Below are 21,436 nucleotides of genomic sequence, written 5' to 3'. Positions count from 1 at the left end.
CTCGGCGGCGCACGTGCACTCGTGCCGGCGGGCCATGCTCTGCCCTTCCAGGGTCTTGAAGAAGCTCAGGCGCTTGCCGAGCTCCGCGAAATCTACCTCGTGCCCGTCGAACTCGGGCCCGTCCACGCAGGCGAACTGCGTCTTGCCGCCCACGCTGACGCGGCAGGCACCGCACATGCCGATGCCGTCGACCATGATGGAGTTGAGGGACACGGTGGTCTTGACGCCGAAGGGTTTGGTGGTCCGCGCCACGGCGGCCATCATGGGCACCGGGCCCACGGCCACGACCTCGCCGACGCTCGCGTCCTTTTCCAGGCGCTGCGCCAGCAGTTCGGTGACCAGCCCCTTGTGGCCGTAGCTGCCGTCGTCGGTGGACACGAGAACTTCGTCGGCGAAAAGCTTCAGCTCGTCTTCGAAGAGCAGCAGAGCCTTGCTGCGGGCACCGATGATGGCCACGACCCTGTTCCCGGCCTCGTGATGCCCCTTGGCGATGTGGTGCATGGCCGCGATGCCCGTGCCGCCGCCCACGCAGATGACCGTCCCCGGCTTCCCGATATGCGTGGCCTTGCCCAGGGGGCCGCACAGGTCAAGAATCTCGTCCCCTTCCTTCAAGTCCTCAAGCATTGCCGTGGTCTTGCCGAGCACGAGGTAGACGATGGTGATGGCGCCCTTCTCCCTGTCCGCGTCGGCAATGGTCAGAGGTATGCGCTCGCCCTTGGGGTGCACCCGCAGAATGACGAAATTTCCGGGACGGGCCTTGGCCGCAATCTCCGGGGCATGGATGACGAGTTTGGAGGTCTGGTCGGGAATGAGCTGTTTCTTTTCCAGGATGGTGTTCGGCATGCTTTATCCTCTCTGTTTCGGTCCTCGGACCTGATCGTGAAATGTCCCGGGCTGCCGCCCTGCAGTCCCTGCATCATGAGGATACATGCACCGGACAAGGCGCCGCGTCTCGTTTCGCGACTAACGTGAATAAAGATACTTTACTTCACGCCCCATGCACGGCGTGATTCCGCGCAGGAGAGGAACGGGCAAGCGTCGTCCGGAAACCACCGTCCGAAAAGTGTCGCCCCGCAGGATTCATGGTTCGGCGGCTGAAGACGTCGGCCCCGGCTCGACCCGGCAGCGCGAATCGGGCGAAATCGGATTTGCGGCTTGAAAATGGATTACGTAAGCCCCGGAACCTGCGCCGTGGAAATACGCTCATATCGCGCCCCAAAACGGGGGACGGGGCGGGTCATGGCAAGGGTGGGCAGGAGAGGCAAAGATAGGAGCTCAAGCAGACAAGTGGAACTGGCGCACGAGGCCAGATTCGTCAAAGGAAGGCTTGGCCCCATGCCTGCACGAGTGGAAATTCAAGATTCAAGATGCCACCTCGCTCCCATGTATCGTCTGCCGCTACCCCGACGGCCTCGATAACTGTTTTTCTTGAATAGTGCCAATTTGTAATCATATTTTAAGACACAAACTCATTTTTTGAGAACTCCCCCCGTTTTGACCTCACCTCAGGCATCTCTAACAATCATCTTGAAAATTACCGCAAAAGTAACTATATTTTTAGAAAATATGTTTTTTATAATCATTTTTTGAGATCCGTAACGATTTTTTGAGGTGTGATGACATTGGGCACGACACAGATCCGACCAGCGGGCTATGCGTTTCTGATAGAGCAATACGGCTTGAGCGCTTTGCCGAACTGGCACACGTCCTCAGTCAGCCCGACGGGGACGCTGCGCTCGACTGTTCAGGATGGGCGGGAGGAATCCGTCTATCCCCAGTCCTATTGGCCCGGAGACGGGACGGGAGACCATCTGGAGTTCGCCCTCAAGTACGACGGCGTAAATCTTGGCATCCTGTCGGCCCTTTTTGACGTGGTCCAGCCAGAAGAGATAGCGGCCTGGGTCAGTTCAAAACCGACCGGGAAATACGCCCGCAAAATCTGGTTCCTGTATGAATTCCTGACAGGACGGGAACTCCCGCTGCCGGATCTGACCAAGGGAAATTACACCCCACTGCTTGAACCGGACCGTTACTACACCGCAGCGCCCGGCCGTCGTATGCAGCGCCAGAGAGTCATCGACAATCTGCTTGGGGGGAAAGATTTCTGCCCCATCATCCGGCGCACTGAAAAGCTCGACGCCATGGAAGGAATCGACCTGCGGAAACGGTGCGAAGAGGTCGCGGCCTCCTATCCACCAGAGCTTCTCAGGCGGGCACTCACGTACCTGTACAACAAGGAGACCAAGTCCTCATTCGAGATCGAGCACATCAAGCCAAACGCCTCCCGGACAGAGAAATTCATCGGCTTGCTGGAGATGGCCGAGCACAAGGACTTTTGCGAGAAGCCGCTCCTGATCGACGTTCAGAACCGCATCGTCGATCCCCGATTTCAAGACTCGGACTACCGGGCCAACCAGAACTACGTCGGTCAAGCTGTTTCCTATCAGAAGCAGGTCGTTCACTATGTCTGTCCCAGACCGTCCGACCTCCCGGGACTGATGGCGGGACTGATCGCTGCCCATCACGTGATGAAGGAGGGCGCTGTCCCCGCCATTATCCATGCCGCCGCCATCTCCTACGGGTTCGTCTTCATGCATCCCTTTGAGGACGGCAACGGCCGCATTCACCGCTTTCTCATTCACAATATCCTGTGCCTGCGCGGTGAGATCCCGAAAGGACTCATGTTCCCGGTCTCCGCCGCCATGCTGAAAAATCCGGAGCTTTACGATCACTCCCTGGAGGCGTTCTCAAACCCGCTGATGCGGCTGGTCGAATACAACCTGGACGATCTCGGCCAGATGACCGTGACGGATGAGACCGGGCCTCTGTACAGGTACATCGACATGACCGCGCAGGCGGAAGCGTTGTATGATTTCGTCAAGCTCACCATCGAGCACGAGCTCGTGGAAGAACTCGATTTTCTGGCGAATTACGACAAGACCAAGCAGGCCATGCAGCAGATCGTTGATATGCCAGACCGCCTCGTCGATCTTTTCATCCAGCTCTGCCTGCAGAACAATGGTCGTCTTTCGGCAAGAAAGAGGGAATCACATTTCGGGTTTCTGACCGATGACGAGTTGGCCAGCATGGAAAACGCCGTTCGTGAAGGATACGCGAGGAACTGAGTTTCAAGTGGGAGAGGAACGGGCTCGGACAGATTCGTTAAAGGACGACCTGCCTCCTTGCCCCCATTTCTGATCGACGACAAGGAGATCATACCCATCGATATCGGGACGCATGACCGGGTGTATTAGGTGTGGATGGAATCGGATGAGTTTTTGGATTTCAGGAAATTCAAGATTCAAGATGCGCCCCCGCTTTCCCCCTCTTTGAATAGCTGGCCGCAGTGCCCCTTCCCTGACGTAGAAATTCAAAATTCAATATGCGACCCCGCTTCCAGTGCTGGCTCAAGTGGTCATAAACTGGCTCAGGCGAGAAGATGCGTCAAAGGAAGACCCGACCCCTTTGCCTTTCCGACCCCTTTGCCTTTCCCGGACGCCTTTTTTTATCGAGCGGCAGGATCGAGGGCCTCAAAATCTGGAGCGAACAAGCCGGCATAAGCCTTGAGCGGCCGCCCGCGGGATCGCGGCAAAGAATCCGCATGAGGTTTGCCACACATCTTTTCGCTCAGCCCTGCGACCCGCCCCGCATTACCGAGGTCGTCAAATCGGTGACCAGCAAGTACCGGATCGAGTTGAAGATTCTGCGCTCCGGCGAGAGGGTTCTGGCAGGCTTGAAAGGTCTGGAGGAGGTCTACATCCTGCAGCCCAAAGACAAGGACTGCTCCGACTCGCCCAGGTTGACAGCCTGCTGGGAATATGAAGGCGCGGGCGGCGACCCGCACAAGCCGCACGTGGAGCTGAAGCTGTCCTGCCGGGTCGAGGCGCAGGAAGACGCCCTGCACATGTGGGAAGCCGTGGTCACGAATTTCAGCTCGGTGAGTGAGAGCTGCGGTGGATAACCGCCGGTCCGGCCTTTCGGCTCAAAAGCCTCGATGGACGCCGTGATGCGCATTTTCGACTTTTCACGCTTGCAAAGCCGTATGCGCGAGGCTATGGATCGAATTTGGCTTCTCCATCCAAGACAACTTTGCGTATCAAATATGTCTGTATCTACTCAATTTATATGAAAATAACCACGATTTATCGAAACATGATCGCAACAATTTCAGAAAATTACGATTTCTGTCCGCCGACAGAAACGTGACGACGCTCGCCAATACAAAGGATAGTACACGGCATGGCGTTCCACGGAACGCCATTTTTATTTTCAGCGTATGCTGAAAAACATTTCCTTGCTGAGAATTCAGGGTGAAACAGTGATGAAGAATCAAACATACGGGAATGATATCGTTCAGAAATGCGCAACAGATCATTTGGAGATAATCCAGCGACTCAAGGAAGGCGTCGCGGTCCTGCGGAACGGCCGTTTCACGTTCGCCAATCCCGCCTTCGTGACCATCACCGGCTGCCGGCCGGACGCCCTGATGGGCAAGGAGCTGCAGGAGCCGTTTCCCGGCCCGGAACAGGCCGCCATCCTGCGGGAGCACGAGGATGTGCTGCGAAGCGGCCAAAATTCCCGGCCGCACGAATTCTGGATTGAGACACCCGCGGGCCGGGCGCGCATCGAAATGACCATGGCCCCGCTGGGTTCAGGCGAGGCCGCGGCGGTGCTGCTGACGGTCGTCGACGTCACGCCCAGGCGCAAGCGCATGGACGAGATCAGGGAACTGAACGACAGGCTGGAGAGCATCCTGCATTCCATGCACGACGTGGTCGTCTCCCTCTCGGCCGAGGACGGCAGCGTCCTGTCCATAAACCCTGCGGCCGAACTCCTCTACGGCGTGCCGCTGCGGAACCTGGCGAAGGCGGCCGAAAGCGACATCGTCGCCCTGGCCCACCCCGCGGACAGCGAACGGGTCGGTAACTTCTACCGCTCCGTCAGGGAAAGGGAATTCGACGAACTGGAGTACAGGATCGTGCGCAGCGACGGCAAAGTCCGTTGGGTGCGCGACGAAGGGTATGTCGTGTCGTGCAGGTCGCGGGGCCGGCAACGCTTCGACCACATGATCCGCGATGTCACCGAGGAAAGGCAGGCCATCCTGGAACTGCACAGAAGCGAACAGCGCTACAAGGATTTCTTCCACAAGACCAAGGATATGGCCTTCAGCGTTTCCCCGTCCGGGCTCTTCCTGGACATCAACGACGCGGGCATCGAACTGCTCGGCCTGTCCTGCAGAAAGGCGGCCCTGCGCAGCAACGTGTACGACTTTGTGGAACAGCCTGCTGCCCTGGACGGGATGCTGCGCGAACTCGACGAAAAGGGGCACATCTCCAACAGGTCCGTGACCCTCAAACCGACGGCGGGAGCACACATCGAGGTCGACATCACGGCGCGGGCCAAGAGAGACGAGTCCGGCGAAGTGCTCTATTACGAAGGGATCGCCTCGAACATCACGCAGGCCCTGGAGGATCAGCGCAACCGCGTGCTGCGGAACACTGCCGCAGGCATGTGTCACTACCTGAACTCGCACCTCATGCACATCTCGGCCGCCCTGGACGGCATGAAGGAGGAACTCGCGGAAATGGACGAACGCTTCCTGACGTCCGCGCGGCCGGAGGAAAAGGATGAAATCTGGACCAGTGGGCGGGACGCCGTGGGCGGCTACCTCCGGGACGTGAACCTTGCGTACAGAAAAATCAGCGAACTCACGCGGGCCTTCAATTCCGCGTTCCTCACCTACCGGGAGGAATCATACCTGGACAAGACGATCCTCGACATCTTCGGCGCCTGCCGCCCGGACTGAAGCCGGGCCGGAACCATCGCAGTTCAAGTAGGAACAGGCTTCCCCTGATCCCACGGAAAATCAAAAATCCGATGAAATCACCGTACTCCATCTTACAACATCTTGGTGACAAAAACTCTCGACCATGAATATAAATGCGTATGCTTGGGAAGGGCCAGCCTCGATCTTGTATGTACTCATTTTTTGTCGTACATAATATGTCGGACACGAAACATCCAATCACAAGGTGCGTTTCATGAAAACGTTTTTCCTCTTCGCCTTGACCCTCCTGCTGAGTGTCACCGCGGCCCGGGCCGGGCAGTCTACGGCCGGGGTCATCAAATCTCTCGAAGGCAAGGCGGCCATTCTGCGGGACGGGCGCCAGATCGAGGCCAAGATCGGCGATACGCTCCACGTCGGCGACACGGTGACCACGGAAGCGACCGGCAGCGCCGGCATCATGCTCGAAGACAACACGCTGGTCTCGCTTGGCCCCGGCAGCCGCCTGGATCTCAATGATTTCGCCTTCGAACCCCAAAACGGGTTGTTCGCCGTAGCCATCAAGCTCATCAAGGGCTCCTTCGCCTACATGTCCGGAATCATCGGACACCTGGCCCCGGAAAAAATCCGCATCGAAACCCCGGACGCCGTCATTGCCGTCCATGGCACCCGCTTTCTGGTCAACGTGGAGGATGCCCGATGAAAAAGGCATGGTTCCTCCTCCTCTGTCTTGCCCTGACAAGCTGCGCGGCCAAGGGCACCTCCGTCGTCCTCATCGAGGACCCCGGAGGAACCGTGGGACAAGTCACGGTCAGCAACCAGGCCGGCACACAGACCCTCGATGCGGCCCGGCAGAGCACCACCGCGACGACATCCGCGGCCCCTTCCCCTGTACGCTTGGCGGATCAGGCGGAAATCGACACCAAGTACGGACGGGCGCTCAAGGCCCTGCCTGAACCCGTCGAGACCTTTGTCCTCTATTTCAAGACGGGCACCTCGGACCTGACTCCGGAGTCACGATCGGTGCCCACGCGGATTCTCGCATCCATAGCGCGCCGCGGCTCGACGGACGTCCGCGTGTACGGCCATTCTGACCGCGTCGGCACGTCCGAGATCAACCAGCGGCTGTCCATGGAACGCGCCGAGGCCATGTCCGCCATCCTCGTGGACATGGGCGTCTCCAAGGACATCATCCGGACTTCCTCCCACGGTGAGGGCAACCCGCTCGTGCCAACCGAGGACGAAGTGCCTGAACCGCGCAACCGCCGGGTCGAAGTCCTGGTCCGCTGACCATGGCGTGGAGGAAGGACAGCGGGAGCCCGCAAGGGGACCATCTCCGCAAAAGAGACCTGGCCCGCCTGCTGGGAACCGGCGTCATCGTCACGGTCTGCGTCATGCTCCTGGGCATCTTTCGGCCTGCGCTGTACGTACACGTTGAGCACAAAGCCTTTGACGTGCTCTTCTCGCAGACGAGGTTGCGCGAGCCCGGTCCTGTCCCGGTGCTTGTGTCCATCGACGACAGGGCCTTGAACCTCCTGGGCCAGTGGCCCTGGCCGAGGGTCACACTGGCCGGGGTGATCTCGCGCCTGCGGGAGGCGGGCGTCAGGAACGTCGTCCTTGACCTCGTGCTCTCCAACCGGGACCAGACGTCCCCCCGTGTCGTCCTGGAATCCCTGCTCAAGGCCTCGGAACTCGCCAGGACCATGGCCGGCAGGCCCCAGGTCGAGTTGGATTTCGACCAAGCCCTGGCCCAATCCCTGGCAAGCGTGCCCACGGTGCTGGGTTACAAGCTCCTGTTCTCACCGAGTACCGTGCAGCAACCCTGCATCCTGCGGCCCCTGCAGACCGATGCCATAGTCCCGCCATTCTTCCGTCTACATGAAGCGCAGTCGGTGGTCTGCGCACTGCCGGCCCTGGCCCGGACAGCCGTGTCGGGCGGTTTCATCAACGCCGCGCACGACCTCGACGGCGCGATCCGCCGCGTTCCCCTCATGGCGCTCCATGAATCGAACCTCCTGCCCAGCCTCACCCTGGCCATGGTCCGCCTCGCGGAAGGCAAGGACGCGGTGCTTGGCAGCGACCAGGACGGCGGCTTCGTTCAGCTCGGCAGGAACCGCATCCACACCGACGCCCAGGGGAACATGCTGCTGCGCTTCCGCGGCCCAAGCGGCACATTCGAGACCATCTCCGCTGCGGAAATCCTGGAAGGGCCCTTGCCGGACCTGTCCGGCCGCATCGCCATCGTCGGGCCGACGGCTGCGGGTCTCGGCGACAATCACGTCACCCCGCTGGACCGCTCCTTTCCGGGCATCGAGATCCACGCCACCGCCCTCGACAACATTCTGCAGAACGATTTTCTCCGCCGCCCCTCCTGGGCCGTGGGCGCGGAGGCGGTTTCCGTCATGGTTCTCGGCGTCCTCTCGACGCTGCTCATCATCGTCGGCAGGCCGCTGACCTGCGTCGCAGGCCTGGTCGCCGGGAGCCTGGGCTTATGGAGCGCGAGCCTCTGGCTCCTCGACGTTCCTGGTTACTGGATCTCACCGCTGCCGGCGGTGTTCGTCCTCGTCCTCAACCTGGCCGTCCTGAGCCTGATCAAGTACGGCATCGAGGAGCACAAACTGCGCATCCGCAGTCAGCAGCTTCTCCATACCCAGGACGCGATCATCCTGGGCCTCACGTCCCTGGCCGAAACACGGGACCCGGAAACCGGAGGCCACATCAGGCGCACGCAGGAGTACGTACGGGCCCTGGCCCAACGCTTGGCGCGGCAGCCCAAATACAGGAACGTGCTCACTCCGGGCACCATCGAACTGCTCTACAAGTGCGCGCCCCTGCACGACATCGGCAAGGTCGGCATCGCCGACAGCATCCTCCTCAAGCCGGACCGCCTCACGGACGAGGAGTTCACCGAAATGCAGCGGCACACCATCCTCGGGGCGGACACCCTGGCCGATACCGCGCGCCATACCACGCATGGCGCCGAGCAGTCCTTTCTGGCCCTGGCCAGGGACATTGCCGTGTCCCACCACGAAAAATGGGACGGCTCGGGCTACCCCTACGGGCTTGCCGGTGAAGAGATTCCCCTCGGCGGCAGGCTCATGGCCCTTGCCGACGTGTACGACGCCCTCGTGACAAAGCGGGTCTACAAGGAAGCCATGCCCCACGAAGAGGCCGTCAAGATCATCACGCAAGGCCGCGGGGTGCATTTCGATCCCACCGTGGTCGACGCCTTCCTGGAGTCCGAAACGCGCTTCCGCGACATCCTGACCCGCTACTCCTGAGGCCCGGACCGCCATTACGTGGCCGTCGACCCGGGACAGCCCTCTTGCCCCCTCCCTGCGCATCCACCCGCAGCACAGCAACCTTAGGGGCCTCCACTCCATCTCCATCACGTTGAGCTTCAGGATACCATCGAATTTCTTATCGACGACAATGAGATCATTCCCATCGATATCGGGACGCATGACCGGGTGCATGTGATTTGGATTGAATTGGATGATTTTTTGGATTTCAGGAAATTCAAGATTCAAGATGCGGCCCCGTTTTCCCTTTACTGGTAGGTCTGACCAGCATGCCTGAGCCAACCAACTTCATGGCGACCGGCAGGATCGTGGTGAGTCCAGTGAATCACGCCGCCTTTCGCGTTCCATTCATACACACCATTGAACGCAACGGAATCTCCCGCTTTCAGCGATGCAACTCGCGGGGACAAGTCAATGTTGTGAGCAATGAGTAGCGTTTGTCAGGAAGGAAGCGTAAGAATAAAGCGTTGATGACGACTTCCATTACTGTCATCTGCAAGAATTTTAGATACTATACCTTCACCTTGAACCTGAATTCCGCTTTTCTGTTCAGTAAAAGCAGTCTGAAATACATCGATAGAACTTGCTTGCTCGCTGCTCGTATAGGCAGCTTGTGATCCTGTGAGTTGGCGAAAGCCATTCGTCTTTCCGTACCCTACATAAATGGCTATTGCGATTGCGACAATCAGGAGGAGTTTCTTCATTGATTCTTAGCCTTTCATAGGTTGCAAGGGATTAGGACATAAAAGAGGACAAGTCGGCAATTGCCCTATCTTCTTGATCCATATTACAACAGCCCAAAACACTCAGTTATTTCCTTCCTTCAATTTCCTACATCCTCAGGACGCAGCACTCATTTTCACTGAACGCCTGAATCCATCTCACCCGGTCTCTCACTTAGGACAAATGCCCAATATGGGCATTGCCCTTTCACCTATTCCGTCTTATTCACCAACTCATGGAGGAACAAAACATGCTCACGCAAACCGATTCCCGCCGTCGCATCACACTGCCGCCGACAACGGGCATCAAGCCCGGCGACACGGTTGAAATAGAGGTCCTGGAGGACGGCCGCATTCTGCTGATTCCCATGGAAACCATCCCGCGTCACCAGCTTTGGGCCTGGACCGCTGACAGCAAGCAGGCCATTGTCCGCTCGCTGGAAGACCCTCGCCCTTCGGAAGTCGTCGAAACCGCCGAAGCCGCCCGTGACGTGGCCAAGAGATGGGCTGATGAGGATTGAAATCCGGCCCGCTTTCGACGAGGCGGTCATGGCCGCCGAACCTGCGGTTCGCAAGGCGGCGGCGAAAACGCTCGTCCTGCTCCAATCCCTTGACCTCTCGGATCTCTGGAAGCACCCGGGCCTCAATTTTGAAAAACTCCACGGCATGATCGAACCGGGCACAGGTCAACAGTTCTATTCCCTGCGCGTCACCGGCAGCGCTCGAGCCGTAACATGCCTGCTCAGCGGCCCGACCCTGGTACTGGTCAGCCTACACGTCCAGCACGACAAGGCATACCGCAAGCGTTGAAGGCTGGGTTACAGAAAGGGTTCGCGGCCCATGCACGTCTCTTCCACTTTGAATAGCTGGCCGAAGTGCCCCTTCCCCGACGTGGAAATTCAAAATTCAATATGCGACCCCGCTTCCAGTGCTGGCTCAAGTGGTCATAAACTGGCTCAGGCGATAAGATGCGTCAAAGGAAGACCTGACCCCTTTGCCTGGACTATTCCCTGCGAGTCACCGGCAGCGCCCGAGCAGTGACATGCCTACTCAGCGGGCCGACTCTGGTGCTGATGAGCCTGCACGTCCAGCACGACAAGGCATACCGCAAGCGTTGAAGGCTGGAAGGGTTGAAAGGCCACCCGGTCCATTCACGCTTCTTCCACCTTCAAGGACTGCCTGCGCTCCATGCCAGACGTTACATTTCACGATTCAAGATGCGACCCCGCTTCCTGCGCGATCCATTTCTCGCGACCCATTTCCTGCTGAACGAGGTCAAAGAGCCTTCACGCGAGTGAACGGCCAAGCCCTGCCATTGCATTTTGAGGAGTTCATCGCTATATTCTGGCTAGTCTGGCCAGAATGGCCGGAGGGAGGTTCGCATGACAACATGGCAGATTCAGGAAGCAAAGAATAAATTCTCGGAATTGATCGACAAGACACTGTCCGAAGGTCCGCAGGTAGTCACCAAGCATGGAACTGAAGTTGCGGTGGTTATACCGATTGAACAGTTCCGAAGGCTCACCGCACCCAAACAACGACTGGGTGATTTTTTGCTGAATTCTCCTCTGCGGAACAGCGAACTGGTCATCAAGCGGGATCAGACCACAGAACTGCGTGAGATTGACCTGTGAACACGCGTTACCTGCTCGACACCTGCGTACTTTCGGAATTCGTCAAGCCGAGGCCGGAAGAGCGTGTCGTGGCGTGGCTGAACGCCATCGACCCGGAGAGCCTGTACATCTGCGCCGTGACTATCGGTGAGATTCAGCACGGCATCAGTCTTCGTCCTCCTTCGAATCGGCGCACCGAACTCGAAATCTGGCTGCATGAAACGCTGCCGATGCAGTTTGCCGGTCGCGTGCTTTCTCTTGATGCGGAAGCATTCGTGACGTGGGGCAAGATCACGGCGGAGCAGAAGCAGAAAGGCCAGCCCATGAGCGTCATGGATTCCCTCATCGCCGCCACCGCCCTGCAGAACCGCATGGTGCTGGTGACCCGCAATGTGGCGGACTTCAAGGCGGAGGCGCTGGGTATTTTGAATCCGTGGGAGGAGAAAGGGTGACGATTCCGTTTTCTGTCAGCTATTTCAGACGGTTTGTCTTGATTGACGGACTCGTGAGCGAAGGTGCGTCAAAGGAAGACCTGACCCCCTGCCAGCCCAAGATTCAATATGCGACCCCGCTTCCAGTGCTGGCTCAAGTGGTCATAAACTGGCTCAGGCGATAAGATGCGTCAAAGGAAGACCCGACCACTTTGCCTTTCCGCCGTGCGTTGCATGCTGCTGTTGGGCCTCATCGTTTCCCATTGCCAGGACGGGGTCGAGCGACTGAGCATCGACTGTGCTCCGCGCTCTACTTATACCATTCTGCCTTGATTCCTGCGACGTTCATGTCCTTCCACTCTTCCTTCCAAAGTTCCCAGTATGGAATATCATTCGACGAAGGTGCGGGATCACATTGAACGATTTGAACAATCGAAGGCAGAACGACCGACTCGCCGACAAGCAGGGCCTCGCCCTGGCGGAAGGAGGTCATCTTGTCGATTAGCGACCCGAGGGAATCCGGTAGCAGTTTCTTGACGTAGCTCTGGTCAACTGGATTCGTTAGGCGCATCGCGATAAAATTGTTGCACTGAGAGAAGATCGTCTCCGAGATTTCGGACGGGCGTTGGCTTGCGAGGAGCAAAGTCACGCCGTACTTGCGGCCTTCCTTCGCGATACGCTCAATGGACGTCTTCGAAGAGCGGTACTTCGAGAGCTCGCTGTTGGGCACGTACTTGTGCGCCTCTTCGTAGACGAGGAGGATTGGTACGTCGTTGTTAATCTTCTCATTCGGATCTTTGGCGCATCGCACACGCTTATAGATGTACCCGTACTCGAAGATCAGACGAGAAATGAGCGAAACCGTTATGCTGAGGACTTCAAAAGGTACGCCGCTCAGGTCGATGACTGTAACGTTCGATTTGCCAGCTGCCGAGTAGCCGAGCAAAGTCTCGAGCGTGTGCTCAAATGTGATGGTTTTCGACCGCTCACCCAGAAAGAAGTCAAGCCGGCTATCGTTGATTTTGCTTTCCAAACGATTGATAAAGTTTGTGAGCTTAGAGTGCAGACTCCCGTTCTCGAATTTTGGCTGACCCGCCTTCTCTTTGTTACTTGCAGCGTATACTTCACCTGTGGCCACACGCTCCGTGTTCTTTGCAATGGCATATTTCAAGACCTCTTGGATATCGAAAGGAAGCGACGAGTCAAGGTGAATCCGTTGCTCATCACCTGACGAACCGGTGAACTTCGCACGCCGGTCTTGCAGCACGGCTTCCTTGAAGACATTTCGCTGATTGTGATCATTCGCTTCGGTGTCGATGAAGAATTCCTCCAGTTCTTCGCCATTCAACATCCAGTAAGGCAAAACCAAGTTCGAAACATCAATGAAGTTGGCATCCGGAAACGCGGACCGGTATTCCGAGTGAATGTCGAAGACAATCACGTGGGAGTTGTTGAGCGTGAAGTCACCGGCCTTCTCTGCGACCGCTCTCTGAATAATGGTCGCGAGCGTGTGGGACTTTCCAGAACCCGTGGAACCCACGATGGCGATGTGCTTGTTGAAGAATTTGTTGCCATTAACCGGCACTTCGACGGCGGAATTCGACGAAAGTCTGGAGAAACAGAAGCTCTCTTCGACATTCACCGAATCTGAGTAGATGCGCTTGATGTCTTCAATCGTCGCCGGTTGGACATCCTTCGGCGGTATCGCCAGCGAGTCACCGCCGCGCTCGAACTTTCCATCCCGCAGAACACCAAGCGGGAAGGCCTCAATGATGTGATTTCGCATGCCATCGTCCCGAACCACAATCTCGAAGTTCTCAATGATGGCGATGAGAATAGCGTTCTCGTTGTCGGCGATCCGGACATACGAGCCAACGCGAAGGCATTCCTCTGCAAGTTTGAAGTCTTCCAGCTTGTCGACGACGATGCGCACCTTGTCTGGGAAGACTGCGACCACTTGGGCATTGAGGTTGTCTGCTGTAGTTTCGACTGCCATTTGCGACTCCGATTCGGTTAGATGATAGCCTTGATATCTGTGAGCTTTTGCAGTTGGATCTGAACGTGCTTGACTGCCTTGTTCGCGGGATCAAAGTAGCTTTTTCCCAAGTGGAACTGGTAGACCTCTCGAGTCTTCGTGACGGCGCCCACAGTCGCCGCAAGATCGGCAATTGAATTCAGCACTTTCAACTTTATCCCATTGTTGTGTGTGGCGGGCTTTGCGATCGATTTCACGTTGAAGTCGGCACCATGGAAGTCGTAGCCGTCGATGAAGCCGAATCCCTCGGTCGCCAGCTCCTTCTTCAAGCCTACTAATTCGTCTGCGGGTAGCCCGTGAACATATACGTAGGGGCAGAACGACGAGTTTCCGTCGCGTTTGGTCGTCTTTGACCACTTCTTAGACAGTATGTGCAGCACGTCTTTGAGATCACTCCGGACGAGTGTTGTGGGGTCAACTTCGAAGAGGAAGAAACGCTCGAAAGGAGATAGGTTGAGGCCAGAAAAGTACTCCTTTCGCAGTGCGGCAAAGTGAGCTTTCTCACCTTTCTTCCGCACGAACCATTCGTTGAACAGCACGCTCGATGTGTCTGATCGCTCTAAGAACGCCCTCTTGGTAATGGTTCGGTCGGTCGGCAACGGCTGGATCGATAACTCTCGCATCAGCGCAAGGGCATTGTTGTAATAGAAGTACTCCGCGGTGAACGGCGAGCAGCCGTATGCGGCCTGCAACTCTCGAATGACCTGCGCGAATTGAGCCTCAAAGCTGGCCGCGTTTATATCCACGTCAAGAACCGACAGGAACTCGGCGAGGTCGGCGTCGCTAAGACCGAGCTCGTCGTGATGGCGGCGCTCGACTTTCCTTTCGCTGTAGGTCAGGAAGTGCTGTTTCAGAAATGCAACGTCTATTGGCAACGTCAGCTTGTGCTGGCCGGCGCTGTAATGTCCGCAGAGGGAGTACCTGATGACAGACTTCCCTTCATCCCTGATCGCTTTGAAATGACTCAGCATGTACCTGACGGCTGGCTTGATAACCGAGTGGTTGTACTCCGTGCCCGAGTAGTACTTGCACTGAATGGCCGTAACTTCCGTTGCAGTGCGAATATCGACGTCTTCGATGCACTCGACGGCAATCGAGTCGCCGGGGCCTGGCAACTGGAGCACTCTCAGTATCGAATAGTCGAACTGGTAGAAGTACCCACGTATCGTGTCAACGGCACTGCGGTCCGTCATGCGCTCTTCCCCAACAGGTCGCCGTGGAATCGCAGTGACTCGGTGAAGCCCTCCTGCAACCTACACATACCAGAGCACCTACTGATTCGACGTCGGGAATGAGGTGAAGATACAAATCGACATGCCATAACTGGGATCCCGGTTGTTTAAGCCCAACGCCAGCCCTCACCGGTTGCCGGAAGCGCACCAGCGCTGGAGACAATCCGCTTGCAGAGCGTTGTTGATAGCGATTCCTACTTGCCTGTCATGTCGCGGAAGCGTCTATATACCTCGCCGGTTTGCGCGGCGTGCCGTTACTTTCTTTGGAGCAACTCCCGGAGATCGATAAATCCCTCCAGGACCGCGCTTAGATCTTCACCGTCCATTAGATACATAGAAAACTTCGTTCGTGCGCAGACTACGCTCTTCTTACTCGCACCTTTTCCGACATGCCGTCTACCTCAAGTAAGAATTGGCCGCCATCGTCCCATATTCGCGCTCTGGGCCTGTAGCTATATCGGTAACTGTACCGATAGCTCGTCATTTCCCATCTCGACCCGTCATCCAGTAGATAGACCTTATCTCCGTCCCATCCCTCAAACTCACCTGAGATGTGCGAATCATACACAAGCCTCATGGATAAACCTCCTCCATCTTCCCTATCAACAGTGATATTTTCCGGATTTCGCCAACAAGGCAGCCCGCTGATTAAGAAAAGGGGTCGGGTCTTACTTTGGCTCATCTTCTTGAACCGTCAGGAAGCAGTGGATTTCACAGAACCAGCCGCCCGGTCTCTTTTTCCACCCAATACGCCTGTCTATGCCCCCGCCCCTCATACTCCCGCACCAGCACCAGGGCCTCTTCCTCGGTCAAACCATCCCGGACCAGAAACTCATTATTGTTGTCATCCAGCCGCCAGACGGAAAAACCGCCCTCTTTCCGGCCCTCGGAACCGCCTTCGTCTCCCCTGCCTTGCCGTTGATGCATCATTGCCTCCGACACGGATCAATGATTACAAAATTTTGAAGCGCATACATCACATGAAGTACGCAGGCAACATATTTCCTGATGTCATACAGTCATTACGAGTACGCATTACATACGTATCCCCTGTGCTGATTATCGACAAGAAGCGTTGACTGCGCTCCAAGCCCATCACCCGATGCCAGCCGCTCTCGTTGGTATTTTCCGCAAGCATTTCCCGGAACATTTCATGACGCATCCCGATTCATCTCCTGCACAAATCACGTAGCAATCTCCTGTTGAAGCTGCCGGCCCGCTTTGCAGCCATCCGTCCGGACGGAAGACAAAAGCGGCAAGGCCGCAAGGCCTTCGCCTTCCCCTGCGCGGCATGACGTCCTGCTACCGCGCTCGGCACCGCAAGTTGCAAACGATTCATCAAGGAGGTCGCATGTCCAAACGCATCGTCGTCTGCTGCGACGGCACGTGGAACACCCCGGATCAGAAGGATGACGGGGTGGTCTGTCCGACCAACGTGACCAGGCTCGCCATGGCCGTGGCGCCGTATGCCGGGGACGGCAGGCGGCAGCTGCTCTACTACGATACGGGGGTGGGTACGCACTGGTACGACAGGATACGGGGCGGGGTTTCGGGGGTGGGGATTTCGCGGAACATCCTGCAGGCGTACCGCTTTCTGATGGAACTGTACGGGGAAGGCGACGACATCTTTCTTTTCGGTTTCAGCCGCGGGGCCTACACGGTCCGCAGCCTGGCCGGGCTGCTGCGCAACTCGGGGCTGTTGCTCCCGGAGTACCTGCACAGGCTGGAAGACGCCTACAGGCTCTACCGCCGCCGCGACCCCGAGTCCCACCCACGCGCCATCGAGTCCGAACTCTTCCGCCGGACCTACGCCCGCGAGGTCCGCGTGCACTGCGTCGGCGTCTGGGACACGGTCGGGGCCCTGGGCATCCCGGTTTTCGGCATGTTCAACTGGCTGCTGAACCTCGAATTCCACGACGTGGAACTGGGCGCCCATGTCGACAACGCCTTCCAGGCCCTGGCCATCGATGAGCGCCGCCGGGCCTTCGAGCCCTGTGTGTGGAGGAAGCCGGACGGGGCATGCCGCCAGCGCCTGGAGCAGGTCTGGTTTGCGGGCGTGCATTCCAACATCGGCGGCGGCTACCGCGACACGGGCCTCTCGGACATCGCCCTGGAGTGGATGATGGCGCGGGCCGGCGAATGCGGCCTGGAGTTCGACTTCGCCCCCCTCGGGCGCCTGGGCCTCGACATCCGCCCGGACTGGAACGGCAGGCTGGTCGATTCCCGCACGGGCCTCTACAGGCTCGTGCCCGAATACGTCCGCCCCATCGAACCCTCAGCCGACAACACCGCCGTGGCCCCCGAAGCCTGGCAACGCTTCGACGCCGACCAGGCCTACCGGACCGCCTGCCCCAATCTGGCCGGGCTGGCCCGGGAGGGGCATCCTCGATGACTGGAAGATAACGCCGAACGCGAACGCATCGAAGGAACAAAAACGCCCTGCCGGACTCGACCCGGCAGGGCGTTTGCTGTTTGTTATTCGTTGCGCAAAAACGGCGCAGCCTTCTTTCCCAATACCCGCCAGGTGCCCAGGAGGCCCATGGCCAGGGAGATGGCCACGCCGGCCAGCACGGTCAAAAAGCCCGTGGGCAGGTCCGGGGTGAACTGCATCTTCAGCAGGCCCTGGACCACGCCCCAGGCCGTGACCGTGCCCAGGATCAGGCTGCCCAGGCCCGTGAAGAGGCCGGCCAGGGAGAACTCGGCCACGAGGATGGCCAGGATGTCGCGGCGGGTGGCGCCGCAGACCTTGTAGATGACGCTGTCGTAGATGCGGCGGTGCTGGTCGGCCGAGAAGGCCCCGGCCAGGACCAGGAAGCCCACCAGCAGGGCCACTCCGGCCATGGCCTGGAAGATGCTCGCCGTGCGGCGCATGAGCATGGCCGCGTTGTCCAAGACCTCGCGGATGGTGACCACGGCCACCTCGGGGTAGGCCGACGTCACGCGGGAGAAGAGCCCGTCCTCGCCGCCATGCCCGTAGGCCGCGCCGAGCCACGTCTGCGGGGCGCGGTCCAGGGTGCCGGGCGAAAAGACGATGGCGAACTGCATGGCCAGGGTCCGCCAGTTGACCTCGCGGATGTTCGATATGGTGCCCGTGATGTTGCGGCCCAGGACGTTGACCGTCAGGGTGTCGCCCAGGTCCACGCCGAAGCCCTCGGCCAGGTCCGAGGTCAGGGAGATGAGCGGCGGGCCGTCGTAGCCCTTGTCCCACCACTTCCCGCGCAGGAGCGTGCTGCCGGCCGGGAACTTCTCGCTCCAGGACAGCCCGCGGTCCCCGCGCACGGCCCAGGCCACCTCCTCGGATACCGTGGCGTTCTCCACGGGGGTGCCCGCGATACGCACGATGCGGCCGCGGATCATGGGCCGCAGGTCAAGCCTTGTCACGCCGGGCGTGCCCTCGACCAGGGCGCGGAAATCCCCGACCTGCTCGGGGCGGATGTCCATGAAGAAGAAGGCCGGGGCCTCCTCGGCCAGTTCGGCCGTCAGCGCCCGCGTCAGGCTGACGTTGACCATGACCACGGCCACCAGGGCAGTGAGGCCGAAACCCAGGGCGAAGACCAGGCTCACGCCCGGCGACCCGGGCCGGTGGATGTTGGCCACGCCGATGCGCCAGCTCCCCCACGGCAGGCGCGGGGCCTTGCCCGCCAGCCAGCGGATGGCCCTGGCCAGGCCCTTGAACAGGAGCCACGCGCCTACCGTGCCGCCCACGAACCAGCCCGCGAGCCTGGTGTCGCCGGCGAACTGGAAGACCATGGCCGCAAGCACCGCGAAGGCCGCGGCCGTGGGCAGGACCGCCACGCGGGGCATGCGGCCCATGTCGGCCGAGAGGTAGCCGCGGAAGATGCCCGAGGGGCTGACCATGACGGCGCGAAAGAGAGGCGGCATGGAGAAGGCCAGGGTCGTGACCAGGCCGAAGAGCGCGGCCTGGATCAGCGGCGCCGCGTACAGGCCGCCGCGCGCCTGGATGGGCAGGATGTCGGCGAAGAACCGGGCGCCCAGCCACGGCACGAGACTCCCGCCGGCCATGCCGGCCAGGGCCCCCACCGAGCCCAGAAAAAGAACCTGCATGAGGTACGAGGCGAAGAGCACGCGCACGGGGCCGCCCATGCACTTCATGGCCGCCATGTGCGACAGGCGCCCGCCCAGGTAGCCGCGCACGCCTCCGGCGATGCCCAGGCCGCCGACCAGCAGCGCGCCCAGGCCGACCAGGGTCAGATCCACGCGCAGACGCTCCAGGACCGTGCTGATGCGCGGCGCGGCGCGGTGGAAGTCGCGCACCCGCCAGCCGGACTCGGGGTACGCGGCGCGGATGGCCTCTGCCGTCTTCGCGGCGTCGCGGTCCGGAAGCCGCAGCAGGTATTCGGTGCGGAAGAGGCTGCCGGCCCCGGCCAGGCCCGTGGCCGCGAAACCTTCGTCCCCGACCATGAGGCGCGGCCCCAGGGAAAAGAACTCCATGACCCGGTCCGGCTCGCGCAGGATCACGCCGCGCACCTGGAAGCGGGCCTCGCCCACGGCCACCTCGTCGCCCACGGCCAGGCCCAGCCTTGCCAGGAGGTCCCGGTCGGCCACGGCGCCGGGCAACCCGCCGCGCTCGGTCAGCAGGTCCTGCAGCTCGGCCCCGCCCTCGATGTCCATGCGCCCGTACAGGGGATAGAGGGCGTCGACGCCCTTGAGTTCCACCAGCACGGATTTTTCGCCCGCGCGGGCCATGGTCCGCGTGGACAGGGTCCGGGACAGGTCCCCGAAGCCGCGCAGGTAGCCGGACTCGGTCGGACTCAGGTCGCGGGAAGTCAGGCTGACGCTCACGTCCCCGCCGAGGATGGCCTTGGCGTCGCCCGCCAGGCCGGCCTCCAGGGCCCGGCCCAGGGAACCCACGGCGCTTATGGCCAGCACGCCCAGGAACAGGCAGCCCAGAAACACGCCGAAGCCCCGCAGCCCACCGCGCAGCTCGCGGCGGCAGAGGTTCAGGGCCACGAGCCAGTCGCGGCCGCTCATTTTCCCTCCATGCGGCCCGAGTGCATGGACGCCGTGCGGCCGCAGCGCCCGGCCAGGTTCCGGTCGTGGGTCACCAGCACCAGAGTGGCCAGGTCCTCGGCCTGCATCTTGAAAAGAAGCTCCATGACCCGCTCGCCCGTGCCCTCGTCCAGGTTGCCCGTGGGCTCGTCGGCCAGGATGATGCGCGGCCGCGGCGCAAACGCCCGGGCCAGGGCCACGCGCTGCTGCTCGCCGCCCGAGAGCTGGGAGGGGTAGTGCCCGGCGCGGTGGCCCAGTCCCACCTGCTCCAGGGCCTCGCGGGCCAGGCGCCTGGCCTCGGGGTGGTGGGCGAACTCCAGGGGCAGAGCCGCATTCTCCAGGGCCGTCATGGTCGGGATGAGGTGGAAGGCCTGGAAGACAATGCCCAGATTCTCGCGCCTGAAGCGCGCCAGCTCGTCCTCGCCCATGGCCGTCAGGTCCTTCCCGGCCATGCGCACCGTTCCCGAGGACGGCCGCTCCAGGCCGGCCATGAGCATGAGCATGGTCGTCTTGCCTGAACCCGACGGCCCGACCACGGCCAGGGTCTCGCCCTGCCCCACCGTCAGGCTGACCCCGTTCAGGATGTTGACCGGCCCCGAGCCGGCGGTTAGCGTCAAGTGGACGTCCTCAAGCACAACCGAGGGAACATTCATGCCATCCAAGCTCATTCGACATATCCTCATGGCCGCGCTGCTGCTCGCCTGCCCGGCCGGGCTCGTTCACGGAGATACGACAATGCACATTCTCGCCTTCGGCGACAGCCTCACGGCGGGCTACGGACTGCCCGCCGACCAATCCTTCGCCGCCCAGCTGGAACGGCGCCTGCGCGACATGGGCCGCGACGTGCGCGTGACCAACGCGGGCGTGTCGGGAGACACCACGGCCGGCGGCTTGGCGCGTCTGGCCTGGTCCCTGGAGGACAAACCCCATCTCGTGGTGCTTGAGCTCGGGGCCAACGACGGGCTGCGCGGCCTGGACCCCGTACGCATGCGCGACAACCTCGACGCCATGATCCGGCAGTGCCTGGAGGCCGGGGCCAGGGTCATTCTGGCCGGGATGCGCGCTCCGGTCAATTGGGGACTCGAATATCGCAAACAGTTCGACGACGTTTTCCCCGAACTGGCCGACGAGCACGATCTGGCCCTCTACCCGTTCTTCCTGGAAGGCGTGGTCCGCGACCCGTCCCTGGTCCTGGACGACGGCCTGCACCCCAACGCCGCGGGCGTGGCGCGCATCGTCGACGGCATCCTGCCCCTGGTCACCCAAGAGCTGGACGCACTGGAGAAGGCTTCATGAATACGCAGTC

At 60.1% G+C, this 21,436-nt stretch carries 17 protein-coding genes and 2 pseudogenes; 12 read left to right on the top strand and 7 right to left on the bottom strand.

The annotated features are described in order from the left end of the window. Positions 1–9: 9 nt before the first annotated feature. Positions 10–843: pseudogene (locus ACYQ3G_RS09470) on the bottom strand (sulfide/dihydroorotate dehydrogenase-like FAD/NAD-binding protein); the annotation flags it as partial. A 773-nt stretch (positions 844–1,616) separates the two neighbouring features. On the opposite strand from ACYQ3G_RS09470, the gene ACYQ3G_RS09465 reads away from it, so the two are divergent. The 6 genes from ACYQ3G_RS09465 (at position 1,617) to ACYQ3G_RS09440 (ending at position 9,066) form a co-directional block, all read left to right on the top strand. After that, positions 1,617–3,125: a Fic family protein gene (locus tag ACYQ3G_RS09465; RefSeq protein ID WP_459825250.1), complete on the top strand. Its 1,509-nt coding sequence runs from the start codon at positions 1,617–1,619 to the stop codon at positions 3,123–3,125. 476 nt (positions 3,126–3,601) lie between these two features. Continuing rightward, positions 3,602–3,961, top strand: coding sequence for a hypothetical protein (locus tag ACYQ3G_RS09460; protein WP_459825247.1), 360 nt, complete (start codon positions 3,602–3,604; stop codon positions 3,959–3,961). Between the two features lie 414 nt (positions 3,962–4,375). Next, positions 4,376–5,806, top strand: a complete 1,431-nt coding sequence (locus tag ACYQ3G_RS09455; protein ID WP_459825244.1) for a PAS domain-containing protein — start codon at positions 4,376–4,378, stop codon at positions 5,804–5,806. Between the two features lie 235 nt (positions 5,807–6,041). Beyond that, positions 6,042–6,488 (top strand): FecR family protein, encoded by a 447-nt coding sequence (locus ACYQ3G_RS09450; RefSeq protein WP_459825241.1) that lies wholly within the window; start codon positions 6,042–6,044, stop codon positions 6,486–6,488. Then, a complete protein-coding gene (locus tag ACYQ3G_RS09445) occupies positions 6,485–7,075 on the top strand; it encodes an OmpA family protein (RefSeq protein WP_459825238.1) in 591 nt (196 codons plus the stop codon). Before ACYQ3G_RS09450 ends, ACYQ3G_RS09445 begins: the two co-directional genes overlap by 4 nt. A 2-nt stretch (positions 7,076–7,077) precedes the next feature. Then, complete coding sequence (locus tag ACYQ3G_RS09440) at positions 7,078–9,066, top strand: CHASE2 domain-containing protein (RefSeq protein WP_459825235.1); 1,989 nt, start codon at positions 7,078–7,080, stop codon at positions 9,064–9,066. Positions 9,067–9,335: 269 nt separating this feature from the next. Here the strand turns inward: ACYQ3G_RS09440 and ACYQ3G_RS09435 are convergent. Further along, a pseudogene (locus tag ACYQ3G_RS09435) lies at positions 9,336–9,791 on the bottom strand (DUF3465 domain-containing protein). 269 nt (positions 9,792–10,060) lie between these two features. Here ACYQ3G_RS09435 and ACYQ3G_RS09430 point away from each other — a divergent pair. The 4 genes from ACYQ3G_RS09430 (at position 10,061) to ACYQ3G_RS09415 (ending at position 11,874) form a co-directional block, all read left to right on the top strand. After that, positions 10,061–10,330, top strand: coding sequence for an AbrB/MazE/SpoVT family DNA-binding domain-containing protein (locus ACYQ3G_RS09430; RefSeq protein WP_459825232.1), 270 nt, complete (start codon positions 10,061–10,063; stop codon positions 10,328–10,330). Beyond that, positions 10,320–10,619, top strand: a complete 300-nt coding sequence (locus ACYQ3G_RS09425; RefSeq protein ID WP_459825229.1) for a hypothetical protein — start codon at positions 10,320–10,322, stop codon at positions 10,617–10,619. The genes ACYQ3G_RS09430 and ACYQ3G_RS09425 overlap by 11 nt, the downstream gene beginning before the upstream one ends. Before the next feature lie 572 nt (positions 10,620–11,191). Continuing rightward, positions 11,192–11,443: a type II toxin-antitoxin system Phd/YefM family antitoxin gene (locus tag ACYQ3G_RS09420; protein WP_459825226.1), complete on the top strand. Its 252-nt coding sequence runs from the start codon at positions 11,192–11,194 to the stop codon at positions 11,441–11,443. Then, positions 11,440–11,874: a type II toxin-antitoxin system VapC family toxin gene (locus ACYQ3G_RS09415; RefSeq protein WP_459825223.1), complete on the top strand. Its 435-nt coding sequence runs from the start codon at positions 11,440–11,442 to the stop codon at positions 11,872–11,874. The genes ACYQ3G_RS09420 and ACYQ3G_RS09415 overlap by 4 nt, the downstream gene beginning before the upstream one ends. Before the next feature lie 289 nt (positions 11,875–12,163). On the opposite strand, the gene ACYQ3G_RS09410 is transcribed toward ACYQ3G_RS09415, so the two are convergent. The 3 genes from ACYQ3G_RS09410 to ACYQ3G_RS09400 all read right to left on the bottom strand — a co-directional run bounded on the left by ACYQ3G_RS09410 (position 12,164) and on the right by ACYQ3G_RS09400 (position 16,050). Further along, positions 12,164–13,849, bottom strand: coding sequence for an ATP-binding protein (locus ACYQ3G_RS09410; protein WP_459825220.1), 1,686 nt, complete (start codon positions 13,847–13,849; stop codon positions 12,164–12,166). Positions 13,850–13,866: 17 nt separating this feature from the next. Continuing rightward, on the bottom strand, positions 13,867–15,081 hold the full coding sequence (locus tag ACYQ3G_RS09405) for a DUF4297 family anti-phage-associated protein (RefSeq protein WP_459825217.1): 1,215 nt from the start codon (positions 15,079–15,081) through the stop codon (positions 13,867–13,869). 750 nt (positions 15,082–15,831) lie between these two features. Beyond that, positions 15,832–16,050 carry a hypothetical protein gene (locus ACYQ3G_RS09400; protein ID WP_459825214.1) on the bottom strand — a complete coding sequence of 73 codons (219 nt, stop codon included), beginning with the start codon at positions 16,048–16,050 and terminating at the stop codon, positions 15,832–15,834. Positions 16,051–16,471: 421 nt separating this feature from the next. Here ACYQ3G_RS09400 and ACYQ3G_RS09395 point away from each other — a divergent pair, with 421 nt between their 5' ends. Then, complete coding sequence (locus ACYQ3G_RS09395) at positions 16,472–17,512, top strand: T6SS phospholipase effector Tle1-like catalytic domain-containing protein (RefSeq protein ID WP_459825211.1); 1,041 nt, start codon at positions 16,472–16,474, stop codon at positions 17,510–17,512. Between the two features lie 83 nt (positions 17,513–17,595). Here the strand turns inward: ACYQ3G_RS09395 and ACYQ3G_RS09390 are convergent, their stop codons facing one another. Continuing rightward, positions 17,596–20,112, bottom strand: coding sequence for an ABC transporter permease (locus tag ACYQ3G_RS09390; RefSeq protein WP_459825208.1), 2,517 nt, complete (start codon positions 20,110–20,112; stop codon positions 17,596–17,598). After that, complete coding sequence (locus ACYQ3G_RS09385; RefSeq protein ID WP_459825205.1) at positions 20,109–20,783, bottom strand: ABC transporter ATP-binding protein; 675 nt, start codon at positions 20,781–20,783, stop codon at positions 20,109–20,111. Before ACYQ3G_RS09385 ends, ACYQ3G_RS09390 begins: the two co-directional genes overlap by 4 nt. On the opposite strand from ACYQ3G_RS09385, the gene ACYQ3G_RS09380 reads away from it, so the two are divergent. Next, complete coding sequence (locus ACYQ3G_RS09380) at positions 20,782–21,426, top strand: arylesterase (RefSeq protein ID WP_459825202.1); 645 nt, start codon at positions 20,782–20,784, stop codon at positions 21,424–21,426. The genes ACYQ3G_RS09385 and ACYQ3G_RS09380 overlap by 2 nt on opposite strands. Positions 21,427–21,436: the final 10 nt, after the last annotated feature.

This window comes from Desulfomicrobium salsuginis (assembly GCF_054657795.1).
This window is presented reverse-complemented; position numbering and strand designations above follow the sequence as displayed.